The sequence below is a fragment of the Flavobacterium chungbukense genome (genome assembly GCF_020805785.1).
Classification (GTDB): domain Bacteria; phylum Bacteroidota; class Bacteroidia; order Flavobacteriales; family Flavobacteriaceae; genus Flavobacterium; species Flavobacterium chungbukense.
On sequence record NZ_JAJGZV010000001.1, the window covers coordinates 679,735 to 693,408 of the forward strand.

The window sequence follows — 13,674 nt, forward strand, 5'->3', positions numbered from 1 at the left end:
TGATAAAATAAGAAAATAATCTCTATACCTAATTTATTGGCTATAGATAAAAAGATTTGAATGGAAAGCAAAGGAAAACTATGCTGTGAACTATTCAGGAAAAACTAACGAATACTATAATTTAAAAGCAAATTACAATGGCAATATTTGGAGCAGGTTCTAAATGGGAAAAAAATGAAATGAAAAATGATTTTTTTAAAAATGAAAATTTTGTAATAGGATGGAATATTAAAAATGCCCAGGACCTGTATAGTCAAATTAGCACAATAAAAATTGGCGATATAATTTTCCTCAAAGCAAATAAGCCCGGAAACTTAAACTTAAGGATTAAAGGCATAGGCATTGTAAAAGATTCCTTCATTGGAGTTCTTTTTGATAAGGAGGAAAATTTATCCTTGAGGAAAAAGAATTTTGAATTGCCAGTTAAATGGATTGTGAAGTCCGAATTTAAAATAAGCATTCCCCCAGACACTGGTAAGCTTACCCATGTACGAGCAGGCACACTGCATGAAGAATATCTGCCTTATGTCCAGAAAGAAATTATAGGAAAAATATTTAACCAGTTAAAATAGACGACGGTATACATGGTTCATTGTATGACGAAAGATGTTACATCCAATTTTGTAAGTTAGATTATATTTTTGTTGAATAAGCTTACTAAGTTTCTTTTAGTGAAAGTGTACTGTTTTTTGTCGGAAATTTATTTATCATTAATTCTTGGTTTGTTTTGGGTTACGGTCGCCTACAATGATGGATAAAGTTCTTGCGCGACACGAAGTTTGGGACTAAAAAGGCGAGTTTCTTCCAAGTACAAAATCATCTTTAAATTCTGCCAGATGCATAAATCTCTTGTACCAGCTTTATTTAATTTTCTTTATTTTCAATTTTTGATTCAAATCTTTAAATTTCATTATCATTTCATGTTCTTCTAACTTTGTTAAAGTTTTGTTTTTTAGATACTTTTTGTAATAAAAAATTAAAACTTTAGCCCCTTCATCACTTTCTTTTAACAGATTTTCATTAGATAAAATTTGCTTAATAAAATCAATTTTTAAATCAAGAGAAGTACTGTCAAACATTTTTTTATATTTTTTAAGTTCTTCTAAATCTACTTGTTCTCCAATAACAAATCTTGAACTTTGTTTGAAAATATCATCGTTAATTAGATTTACACTTCCATTTGGTATTGTGCGTCTATAAATTAAGTTTACACGTTTTGTATTGTCATGATAAATTCGAACCAAATATTTTTTGTTGATAGGAATTGAAAATTCGTTTGATTTTAAAGATGGGTTTTCGTCGGTAGATAAAATATCTTCTAAAAAAAGTGGATTATCATTTGTTAAGAAATTTGATTCACATTCTATTTTTTGAACTTCTATTATTGTGAATTCGTGAATATTGCCAATCTGTGCTGTTCCAATAATATGTTTTTCTTTAAAAAGTCTAACAAGTTTCTCTACATAAAATTCAATGATTTGTTCTAGATTCCACTCTCGAAAGCTAAAATCTTCATCTAGATAAGTTAAGCCTTTTTCTTTTTTTAATGTCGCAGTTTCAAAAAGGTTTTTAATTTTTTCTGTATGTAAATCAATACTTTTTCTAAAAATTATTGGGTTTCTAAAGTAGAATTGAAATATACTAATTAATATTTCAGCTCTTTCTATATCACTGATTTCGAAAATATTATCATTAGTTAAAATCTTGTATGTTTTAGCATATAAAGGTTCTATAAAATCAGAATATATTTTTTCAACAACAAGATTATGCTTGGCATATTTATATGGATGTTCTAAAGTGTATAAATCATTTTCAGAACAAATATTTTTGATATTAGTATAGAAATTTCTGTTTTCGATTTTATCAAAAGTATTAACATAAAATTCTCGTCCTTTTTGCTTTCCAAAATTCTTTAAATATACTCTGGGAACATAGTGTTGATTCATATTCTTTGATTTTTTGGTACAATATCTGTTACCGTTCTGATAATTTAAGAGGTTGCACTAAATTAATATATATTCTTTGGATAAGAATTGTTTTTACAAATACAGAAAAAAAACAATCTCGTAGAGTAGCTATATTATACGTCGTTCAGTTTTTTAGTGTTATTCTCGCATAGTCTCCGGTTTTTTCATAACCAACTTTCAATACTGTGGCGTTTGAGGCAGGATTTTCACCATGTGTATAAAGCATGCAAAATGGCTTCTTCGAAAGAATTTTTTCGGTTATTTTATAGAGTAGAGATGAAGAGTATCTCTTTTGACGTTCATCTTGGACCGTATACAGCTTACCAATTTCAGGAAAATCCATTCTATTCATTTCCAAGGCAATTGCACAAATTTTGCCATCTTCCCAAAGATACAACGAATTATCTAAAATTTCGGAATAAACAGCCATTCGCATTTCTGCTGCGTTCTCTCTATTTCCATCATATTCTTCAGTAAATTCAACACTTAATTTCGTTAAATAATCTAACTCGCTGATAATGGCTAATCTCATTTTCCCTGATGCTAATTTAAATTGAGAATTTAATTTGGCACATTTATAAATTGTCAAATGTTTTTCAACTGTAAATTGTAAATCTTGTAATTCCAAAAGTCTTTCGATGGTTTGCTTATCGCCAGAAAAAATGAAATATTTTAGACGCTCAAAAGGTAATTCTTTACGAATAATTTCGAGATAACCAGCATCATAATGATCACAGTAAATTAGACAGTAACCATCTGTAACAAGTACAAGAAGTTTAACACTGCTATTACCAATAACATTAAAAGCTTGGAAAACTCGTAAATTATTTTTTGCAACTTCTTCAATAACATTTATTAGCAGAACGTTTTGCAATGGATTAGAATATATGAATTCTTCATTGTAATCAACAAATTCCCGAGCAGTATTAAAGTTCTTTACAGTATACATCATATTTTTTTTAGCGTAGGCATTCTTTAAATAATATATAAAGTCATGACATTACATGTAGTTTGGGAATAAAGATGCGAGATTTTTCTATTATGCGTAAATTTTACAAATACAAAACCATATTAAATTTAGCCAAATGCCCAAATCTCTTGTAACAGCTGTAGGCAATAGCTTTTTTTATTTAGTTAACTCATCTTCTTTAATTGTTATTAACTCTGTAGTTCCGATTTTACTTGCTGAGTTCTCATTGTTTAAGTTTATAACTATTAAGCAATATGTTTTGTTATTTAGACTCACAATTGGCGGGAAAACTTTATTATTTTCATTTAACTGAAAGTTTATTTCTGCTTTGTCAATATTAAAAATTACTAAATAGCCTATGTCTTTATTGTAATCATTTGTATACTTAACAATTTGAGAAAAACCTTCTATAATTCTATTTTTCCCATAATTTTTATTTCTATCAAATATCTTAATTTCAATAACTAGTGGGTCTGAAGTGTCAATTGCTCCAATTATATCAGCTCTACCAGAAGTTGATTTTGGTGTTGAAAAAGGAAAATCAATTCCTTGGTCAAATATGAAAAGTCTTAAATCATCTTCTAAGATTTGTTCATAATTTTTAGTTGCTATTTTATATTTTTCAATTAACACATTTCCTGTAAACCATTCAGTTCTCCTCTTATATTTTTCAAGAAGATAAATTACAGAACTTGACTTTTCTAATTGGTCATGAAAATAATAAAGTATAGGTGAAATAAAATCTTCAATTATACCTTTCTTAATATCTTCGAAATCACTTTTTTGAAAAAAAGTCAAATAATGTAAATTATATGTTTTGTCAAGTTCTATAATAAAGTTTAATATTTGATAGCAAAAACTTGCATGTTGAGATTCATTGTTAAAATCAAATTCAGCTCTTCCATATTCCATTTGTTTGGATATATTTTCCAGATAAGCATTATCATAACTGTATTTGTTTACAGATTTATTTAATATTCCTTTTAGTATTTTATTATTTTCAATATTATTTAAACAAAATTTAACCTGATTTCCGAAATTATCTTCAGTTGAACGATAAAGTCTATTTTTCCATTCTTGGATGTTTGTTCTTAAATTATGATTATAATACATTACTGTCCAAATTTTTTAAATATGTTATTAAGTTTTTTTATTGATGCATTCATCGTTTCTATACTATTATGAACTGAGCCGTCACTGTCTTTTAATTCTATTTTTGATTTGCAATTATGACAAAAAATTGTCTTTTCAGACTTAACATCTATAAGCTGAATGCCACTTTCATAATTACAGTTTGGACATGCAAAATCTATCCAGATATTATTAAAATTTATCATCAAATTTATCTTTTTGAGGTAAAATTACTGCCAGCTTGTATATGCGTATGAGAATATCCGATTTATCTGATCTGAATTGGGGCGCTATGTCTAACAAATATAAGTGTCTTTTGTTCTCAAAAATAGGATTTTTATTTCATTAACTAACAAAAGCATTTTTTACTTGTTAAAAACTTTACTTACTAAAATTGTTTTAATTTATTAGCCTTGAATCACAAAAAATCCTCAACGGAGTCGGCTAAAAGTTTAAGATGTTCCAATAAAAGGTTCGAATTTTCTCCGATGACGTTCACAACAAGCCACTCAATTTGAGTGGCTTTTTTGTTTTTTATAATTTTTTTAATCGAACATTATCTTTAATAACCAATAAAGGCTGCCTACATTGTAGACAGCCCTTAAAAACTAATTAAAATAAAAAATAAAAAAATCGATAAGAATATTATAAACCACCTGGAAACTTGGTTTATAAGAGATTCTTATTTTGCTTTCATCACTACTTGTACGCTGTTCGATTTTTTCAAAGCATTTACAGTAAATTCTTTTAAATCTTTAGCCGTTATAGTACTTAAAGTAGTTTTAAGAAGTTCTATATCAAGAGGTGTTTCCTCATTACGAACATAAGAGGTTAAGGCATTGAGCCAATAACTGTTCTCTTTTATCTGTTCTTGATAATTCTTAATTATAGATTGTTTGATGTCTTCCAACATATTGGCAGGAATGTTTTCTGTTTGGACTCTAGCAAGTTCAGCATGAACAATTTTTACCAATGCATCTGCCTTGTCTGGATTACAGTCAAAATTGATTTCTAATGAAAATAATGGGGTAGGAGAATGTGATAGATCGGCTCCAACCTGAACGCCGTAGCTTCCGCCTTCTTCTTCGCGAATGGTTTCCAAATAACGTTTAGTCAGCCACTCAGAAACCACATAACTTAAGATTTTGTTCTTTTTTGAATACAAAACGTCTTTGTTTTCTAAATGAAGATAAACTGTCGTTTTTGGTGTATCCATTGTTCTGAAGATCGTTTTCTCGGTCTTTCCGTCTTTCATGTAGATTTTGTGATCAACGTATTTTTCTGTTTTCGCAGTTGATGGAAGATTACCCAAATAAGTATTGATTTGTGCAATATCTTTTTCAGAAATATTTCCGACAAATAAGAAAGTAAAATCTGCTGCATTCGAAAAACGTTCGGTGTAGAATTTCTTTGCTTTATTCAAATCAAAAGCATTGATAAAATCTTGTGACAATAACCAATTGCGTTTGCTGTAATTGGTGTTTAAAACTGAAATTGTATCGCTTAGTGCTTTCTCGTTGCTATTTGAAGCATTTGTTAATTTGTTTTGATATTGCTCCTTAATTTTATCGAAAGTAGTGGTGTCAAATCTTGGGTGCTGGAAATAAAGGTATGTAAGCTGCAATAAAGTCGTTAAAGATTCTTTATTACTGTTTCCGTTAAAACCTTCGTATAACCCGCCAATATACGGACTCACACTCGCTGTTTTGCCAGTAAGTTTCTTTTTTAAATCGGTAAACTTATAATCGCCTAAACCAGAGTAAGCAGCCACAGCCGATGCAATTTGAGTCGATGGAAGATCCTGCCAATCTGCCAAAGAACTTCCTCCTGCACTGTAAGCAGAAAATAGAATTTGGTCTTTACTCCATACAGTAGGATAAATAATCACTTTAGCTCCATTTGCCAAAGTATATTGTTTTGCATTCGCAAATGGTTTAATCTCGCTGGTTTTTTCAATCACTTTTTCTGTTAATTGCTCTTTTACTAATGAAGCCGTTAATTCTTCTTCTTTATACGGTTCTAGTTTGCTGTTTGAAATGGTTTTCATTGCATTCCAATAGTCATTTGCTTCAGGAAATTTAGTGACCCCATCTTCTGGAGCAGAAACCGATAAGATTAAGTTTTGTTTAGGTTCTAAAGCTCTAAAAACGGTATTAATTTGCTGCAGTGTTACTTTATCCAAGAAGTCATTCATCCACTTATATTCTTCATCCATTGTCATTACTGGATTAGACTCTAAGAAATAAAGCTGTAATTGCTCTGCCCAAGATCCGTTACTGATTTTGTCTTTATTCGTTAGACGATTGTCATAACTGCTACGCATTTTTGTTTTTAAACGATCTAACTCCTGTTGTGTAAATCCGTTTTGAATAGCTCTTTCAAATTCTCTGTAGGCTTCTGAAAACGCTTCTAAAAACTTCCCTTTTTTTGGTGTAATGTTTAGCGAAAATTTACTTGCTAACCTAGATAGATTATTGTTAGAAACTCCAAAAGATAAACCAGCTGTTTCATTATTGATAATATATTCTCCAAAACGAATGTTCATCAATTGCATCGCCAAGCTTTCTTGCATACTTTTGGTCATTTCTGCCTGATCTTGAACTAAAGGTTTGAGCTGTGTATACGAAAGAGAAATTCCAGAACGCTGTAATTCTTTGTCGGTTGCCAGCACATAACGATTTTCCTTTTGCAACGGAATTTTTTCGTATTCTCTTTTGTTGATTTTCTTTGGAGTTGGTATTGAACCGAAAATCTCTTTAACCCGTTTTTCGATTAAATTGACGTCGATGTCCCCTACGATCACGACAGCCTGATTTTGCGGTTGATACCACTTTTTATAATAATCTCTTAAAACCTGATATTTGAAATTATTGATGACATTCAAATCTCCAATTACATTTCGTTTCGCATATTTAGAACCTGCAAATACTACTTTGTCAATTTTTTCGCCCGCTCTGTAATCTGCATTTCTTCTCGTACGCCATTCCTCACGAATTACGCCTCTTTCGGCATCAATTTCGTTATTAGCCAAAAGCAAAGAACCTGACCAGTCATGTAAAACATACATGCAAGAATCCAGTAAAGTTTTGTTATCTGCGGGAACATTGCTGATGTTGTAAACCGTTTCATCATATGCTGTATAGGCATTAATATCTTTTCCAAAAGAAACACCTTGCTTTTCGAGCATGTTGATGATTCCTTTTCCTTTAAAATGTTCTGTCCCGTTAAAAGCCATGTGCTCCAGAAAATGCGCTAATCCGTCTTGATCGTCGTTTTCTAAAATTGCTCCAACGTTTTGTACAAAATAGAAATCGGCTCTGTCTTTTGGCCATTCGTTGTGCATGATAAAGTACTGCATTCCGTTCGGAAGCGTTCCATGTACGACTTCTTTAGGAAGAGGAAAAGTGGTTTTAAACTGCGCCGAAACCTGAGTTAAACCCAAGATTAAGAAATGCGCTAAAATTAATTTTGCTTTCATTGTTGATCGTTATTGTTCTTTTTTTGATTGAATTTTAGTTTGAAAAGGGTATAAGAAGTCCCTACTGTGTATTTGAAGGTTTCGTGAGAAACCTTCAAACAACAGGCTTAGGTTTATAATAAAGTTATAGGATTGTATATTTTACATCCAGTCTGGTTTTGCTGCACCTTTTAGGTAATAATCAAAATATTGCTGCATTTTGAGTGTCCAGTCTTTTCTGTTGGCAGCATCGTCTAAAGTGTGCCCTTCTTTTTTGTAGTTGATCAGCAAAGCAGGTTTTCCTAAACGACGAAGTGCAAAGAATAAAGATTGTCCTTCTTGATAAGGAACTGCGCGGTCATTATCATTATGGAAAATCAGGATTGGTGTTTTGATGTTTTTTGCTGCAAATAAAGGCGAGTTTTTAATGTAACCGTCAAGATTATCATGCATAGAACTTCCCATACGATATTGATCGGCTTCGTATTTAAACATGGTCGAAATACCATTTGATCTCATAACAGGATAATTGGCAGTAAAATTACTTACTCCAGAACCTACAATAGCACAACTGAAAATGTCCGTTTTAGTAGTTAAGAAAGAAGTTTCATAACCTCCAAAACTGTGTCCTTGAATTCCGATTTTACCCTTTTCCGTAATACCGTTTGCAATTAAATAATCTACACCGCTCATTACGTCATTGTAAACACTGTTTCCAACATCGCCATAAACATAATGTACGTCTGGCTGAAAAACGATGTAACCTCTACTTAAATAACTTGGAATATTAATGTTTGAAGAACTTATTTCTGGTAGTTGATAGCTATTAAATTCTGCCGTATGTTTTTCGTAGAAATGAACAATTACCGGATATGTTTTTTTGCTATCGTAATTATCTGGCAAATATAGATTTCCTTGGTTTTCTTTTCCGTTAAAAGTTTTCCAAGTCAATACTTTTGCAGTTCCCCATGCGTAGTCTTTTTGTTGCGGATTGACATCTGTAATTTTAGACTGTGAGCCAAAATTAGACGTTGCCCACCATAAATCTGGGAAAATGGTATAACTTGATTTAGAAAATAAAACACTAGAATTATCTCCGGAAACGGCTTCTATTCGCACATTGTAATCCGAATTGGCAAATACTTTTGTTATCGAATTATTGTTGTTTAAGGTGTAAACTCCATTAGATTTATGATCAAAATCAAAACCATTTAAAGTAACTTTTTTCTTCTGATCCAAATTGCCAATAAAACCTTCTTCTCCATATCGAAGTTCAATTTTGTTTTTTCTTCCGTAACCTTGAGTTATTGAATAAGCTGCTTTTTGATTCGTAAGATCAATAGCCCACAAATCAAATTGATCGTATAGAACTACCGTGTTTCCATTGTTTAACCAACCTGCAATTCCAAAAGCAGTGTTAGCCGATTTCATGTCTACATTATCATCTGAAACAGGATAAGGAATCTGTGTGCTGATGTTTTTAAACTCTAAAGAAGCACTATCAAAAACGGTCCATATTTTTGCTTTTCCGTCATAATATACAGCAAAACTTCCCTGCGGATTCCAATTTGGATTTCCAAAAACGCCTGTAAGTACTTTGGTAGATTTTCCGGTTAAAGCATCAATCCAGTAAATATCGTTACGTTCGTTAAAAGTCCAGTCAGTTTCTACTGTATACGGTTTTTTATCAATTGCAAAAACACCTTTAAAATTGCCGGATTCTGGAATTAAAACTTGATCAAATTCGCCTGTTGAAGCTACTTGGATTACTTTTTTATTTGCAATATTATAAAGGAATTTTGGTTCGCTAGGAAGTGTTTTAGAACTTCTCAATAGTTCTTGCCTACGCTCCATAGTTCCTTGATTTGATCTCCAGATTTCAATATTAGATTTTGCAATCTGCGTGTTTTCAGGACGTTTATTAGAATTTACTAGTAAGTTTATTAAATTGCTATTTTCATTTAATCCGTAAGCCACTTTAGAGATAGAAAAATTAGGATTGTTTAAAGCAATTTCATCATAATTGAATACAGGACGAGTCGCATTTGTATTCAAATTAAAATAATAAACCATATTGAAATCGGAGCTGTTATTACCTTTTAAAGTAAAAGTTCCGCCGTTTTCTTTATCATTTAATTGAAAATCGCCAAAATCGGATGTTTTTCCGCTGAAAACGGTTTCTTGTTTTCCTCCGATTGTTCCATGTTTCAGAAAAACTTGGTCTTTTTCAATCTGTACATATACAATCGATTTGTTCTTTAGAAAACGGGATGATTTAATGTTGTTCACAAATAAACTATCATTAGTTTCAAGATTATAACAAACTAAACGCTGCAAAAAGAATTGTCCTTTTGGAGTTTCAGGACGCGTATAATACAAGAAATCGGTTCCTTCAAGAGCATTGGTGTAATGTTTGCTTTTCCAAAGTTTTTTTACTCCAGTTTTTAAATTTTCTAAAAGCGTACTGTCGTTTTTACTGTACTGAATCCAGTCTTTTTTTCCGATGAATTTTAAATCACTGATATTATCCAACACCAAACGCTTTCCTTTTGGAGATTCCTGAATGACGATCTGTTTTTTATTTTCTTTTTCTTCATCCTGAAAAACAGTACTGTAAGACATCCATTTACCATTGTAAGACAAAGCTTTACTGTTGATTCTCTTCCATGATTGGTATGCCGATTCGTCTACTGCTTTTTTCTGTGCAGATAAACTATACACACTCAAAGCGAGTGCACATAGTAAAACTATTTTTTTCATATTTTTTTGATTTTCAAAAAGCAATTATTCGTTTTTTAAAGCATTAATCACGTTAGTAAGCTCATCGACTAACTGACCTGGATTTCCAGAATACCCTTCGGATGTAAAACGAATCTGCCCGTTTTTAATCACTACTTTTCTAGGAATACCGCTTGATTTAAAAATCTTAGCATAGTTCGTGAAAGAAGCGTTATTTGTTCCGCCTCCCTTTTTAACTAAATCAAAATAAGTGTTGATTTTTAAACCTTTTTCTTTTAGATATGCCAGAGCTTCTTTTTTGTAGCCTTCTTTGGTTTCCTGAGTACTGATAAAATAGACATCAACTTCTTTGTCTTCTTTAAAGTTGTTTACCAACTGCTGCATTGCTGGGAAAGCCTTTTTACAAGGTCCGCACCAAGTTGCCCAAAAATCGATTACGATAATTTTACCGCTGTTTAAAGCTAAATCCTTTGTCTTTCCGTCTGCAGATTGCACTTTAATTGCCGGTGCAGGAACTGGATCCATTAAAGCGATTTTTTCTTCAGGTTTATTTTCTTTTTTCAACTGTTCTAAATACGCAGGAAAATCAGCTTCTTTTTTGCCTTCTTTCAGATATAACTCTTTCAGTTTCGCTGTGGCACTTTCAGATAAAGTATTAGCTCTTGCTGCATTTTTTAAAACCTCTAAAATTGGTTTGTTGAATGCTTCTAAAGCTTTAATATGAATATCATTGATGCTTGCTTTTTCGTAACGTTTTTCGAAAGGCAACAATTCAAAAGTTTCTAAAACTTCTTTGTACTTTTTCAAAATGTCGTACATACGAATCTGAATAACCAACTCATTATTAAGCTGATTTTTTGCATTTTCTGTCGCTTGGTTCGGTGACCAGTAAAGTCCTTGCATGTAAGACATATCATTTACTTTTTGCTGCATCTGCTTGATTATTGGCACCGCCATAGTTTCGATAACAGCAGGATCAACAACTTTCAGATACAGCGCTTTCGAAATATTCTGGTGGTAAGCATCATTTAGATTAGCAAAATTCATGTTTGGAATCATAGCTAAAATACTTTTGTAATCTTTAGTTTCAAAATAATAACCAAACTGCATTTTTACAATATTATCGTAGAAATACTTTTGAGAATCTGGTACATCTGAAGTGTATGGAAAATCAACTAAAAATTGGTTGATAACTTTGTTTCTTTCCGCTGCATCTGCAATCGGCATAATTTTTTGATACGCTTTTTGTCTTAAAAATGCGCCTTTTGGAAATTGTTTTACTATTACATTTTCAACAGAATCTGATTTGGCTTTGTTTTTTAATTCATATAAATAAATGTTATGAACTTTAAGATAAACTTCTTCTGGCATTCCATTCATTTTCTTTGTAAAATCTGCTAGAAAACGAGTCCCTAATTCTTGAAACTTTTCAGGTTTTTGCACTTTCAATACTTTAAAATAAGTATCAAAAAATTCTGGAAATCTATTTCCGTTAGCTGCAACTTCTTTTTTTAACCAATATTCAGTAGCGTCGCCATCGATTGTAAAATCTTTGAAGTAACTGCCAAACTGACCATTGAAATCTTTGTTTCTAAAAGTCGCCCAAGCTAAATCGGCTCCTGGCATTTTTACTTTTGGTTCTTTAAAAGCAACCAGCATATATCCGGTGTCTTGATTGGTGTCTGTTACCAAGCCATTTTCGGTATTTCCGTAAAATTTGAAAGCCATAAAAGCACAGTTTTTTGGAACTGTAAAATCGGCGCTGTAAACAGCGCCATTTTTTTTCATTTTAAGATCTTCAATTTCCCATCTGTAATCATTGAAAACATAAGCATAACCACTAATATTTTTCACATTTTCTAATGGTCCGCCTTTTGGATCATAAGTCATGCTGAAAGAAGCTCCAGGAATCGGAATGTCGATCATTCCTTGTAATCTGGATTTAACTTCTTGACTTGTAACCTGTAGGGTAAAGGCGCAGAACGCCAATACCAATAATTTGATATTCTTTATTTTTTTAAACATTGTAAGTTTTTTTATTTCCCTAATTCAGGGCTTAGATCGATATAATTTTGATTGATTGGGAATACATATCCATCGCTGTTTGGTGCAAGAGTGTAAGTCTGACCTTTAAAAACTCTGGTGTAGGTTTTCTGAAAAGCTGGATCTATGTTTAAACGTCGCTGATCAAACCAACGAAATCCTCTTCCGATGAATTCTTTTTGTCTTTCTGTTAAAACAAGATTTAATGCTTCTGCATTGGTTGTCGCACTTACCTGATATGTTGTTCCAGTTTTGTAACGTTTTGCTCTCAGAATATTTAAATATTCGACTGCTTTTTGTGGCTGTCCGCCTCGTGCATAACATTCGGCAGCAATTAAATACATCTCAGGAACAGAAACTCCGACGTTAATTCCGTTTGTGTAACTGTAAGTGGCAATTCCAAATCCTCTTCCTGTATAAGTTGGAGAGATTGCAATGTTACCAGCAATTGTATAATAATCATAACGCAAATCACTTGCGCCAAAACTATTTAATAAGTCATTTGACAAAGGAGCTCTGTTATAAGTTAAAAGCAAAGTTTTAGAAAATATAACTTCAGGATTCTGAATTAAGACTGGGTAGCTATAACCAGAAGCTAATGATTTAAGGTCTATTAAACCATTTTGCATCTGTAAAGCTTTCTCTGCATTTTCAAGGCTTAGCTGATATTGTCCCATTAATAAATACGTTCTAGCAAGCAATGCATAAACGGCTCTTTTTGAAGGAAGTACATTAAACTGTGGATCATTCTGAATTCCATTATCTAAAGCGCTTTTCAAATCTGCTATAATTTGATCATAAACTTGCCCAACTGTATTTCTTTCTAGAGAAGAAAATAGTTCTGGTTTTAATAAAAGCGGAACTGCTTTTTCTGAATTAGCAGAAGTAGGGTCAAATTGAGGAGCATATGTGTTTACGAGCTGTAAATAAGCAAATGCTCTGTGTACATAGGCTTCGGCAGAGATTTCTTTTTTCTCTGCATCTGTTCCTTTTTCACTTCCCATCACGCCATCTAGAATTACATTACTGTAATAAACAGCTTTGTATAATCCTATCCAATCTGAATCACCTTGTGAAGGATCGTATATTCTATCCTGCCAAGTATAACTGTTACCCCAAATAGTAGTAACTCCATTTTGATAAGTTGTTGGAAATTCGACATCAGCGTTAGCAATAAGATAAATTCCGCCAGAGGAAGTCATATCGTTATAATTGTTGGCTAAAGCTCTGTAGTCAGAGGTATATTTTAAAATTCTGTTGTTTCCAACCTGTTCTACTTCAACATAATCTCGACAAGAGTTTAGTAAAAGCAAAGGAAGTAATATATATAATGTGGATTTTAGAAATTTCATAAGTCTGTTTTTTAA

Annotated in this window: 8 protein-coding genes; 1 reads left to right on the plus strand and 7 read right to left on the minus strand. The window is 31.9% G+C overall.

Features of this window, described 5'->3' with window-relative positions; genetic code table 11:
- Positions 1–137: 137 nt before the first annotated feature.
- The gene (locus tag LL966_RS02915) at positions 138–572 is read left to right on the plus strand and encodes a hypothetical protein (protein WP_229350026.1); all 435 of its coding nucleotides are present in this window, start codon (positions 138–140) and stop codon (positions 570–572) included.
- A gap of 288 nt (positions 573–860) precedes the next feature.
- Here the strand turns inward: LL966_RS02915 and LL966_RS02920 are convergent, their stop codons facing one another.
- The 7 genes from LL966_RS02920 to LL966_RS02950 all read right to left on the minus strand — a co-directional run bounded on the left by LL966_RS02920 (position 861) and on the right by LL966_RS02950 (position 13,659).
- Positions 861–1,946: a DUF4238 domain-containing protein gene (locus LL966_RS02920; protein ID WP_229350028.1), complete on the minus strand. Its 1,086-nt coding sequence runs from the start codon at positions 1,944–1,946 to the stop codon at positions 861–863.
- Positions 1,947–2,091: 145 nt separating this feature from the next.
- Positions 2,092–2,919: a GNAT family N-acetyltransferase gene (locus tag LL966_RS02925; protein WP_229350030.1), complete on the minus strand. Its 828-nt coding sequence runs from the start codon at positions 2,917–2,919 to the stop codon at positions 2,092–2,094.
- A gap of 174 nt (positions 2,920–3,093) precedes the next feature.
- Positions 3,094–4,050 (minus strand): hypothetical protein, encoded by a 957-nt coding sequence (locus LL966_RS02930; RefSeq protein ID WP_229350032.1) that lies wholly within the window; start codon positions 4,048–4,050, stop codon positions 3,094–3,096.
- A 700-nt stretch (positions 4,051–4,750) separates the two neighbouring features.
- Positions 4,751–7,546, minus strand: coding sequence for a M16 family metallopeptidase (locus LL966_RS02935; RefSeq protein ID WP_229350034.1), 2,796 nt, complete (start codon positions 7,544–7,546; stop codon positions 4,751–4,753).
- A 141-nt stretch (positions 7,547–7,687) separates the two neighbouring features.
- Positions 7,688–10,285 carry an alpha/beta hydrolase family protein gene (locus LL966_RS02940; protein WP_229350036.1) on the minus strand — a complete coding sequence of 866 codons (2,598 nt, stop codon included), beginning with the start codon at positions 10,283–10,285 and terminating at the stop codon, positions 7,688–7,690.
- 24 nt (positions 10,286–10,309) lie between these two features.
- Positions 10,310–12,289, minus strand: a complete 1,980-nt coding sequence (locus LL966_RS02945) for a TlpA family protein disulfide reductase (RefSeq protein ID WP_229350038.1) — start codon at positions 12,287–12,289, stop codon at positions 10,310–10,312.
- Positions 12,290–12,300: 11 nt separating this feature from the next.
- A complete protein-coding gene (locus LL966_RS02950; protein WP_229350040.1) occupies positions 12,301–13,659 on the minus strand; it encodes a RagB/SusD family nutrient uptake outer membrane protein in 1,359 nt (452 codons plus the stop codon).
- Between the last annotated feature and the right edge of the window lie 15 nt (positions 13,660–13,674).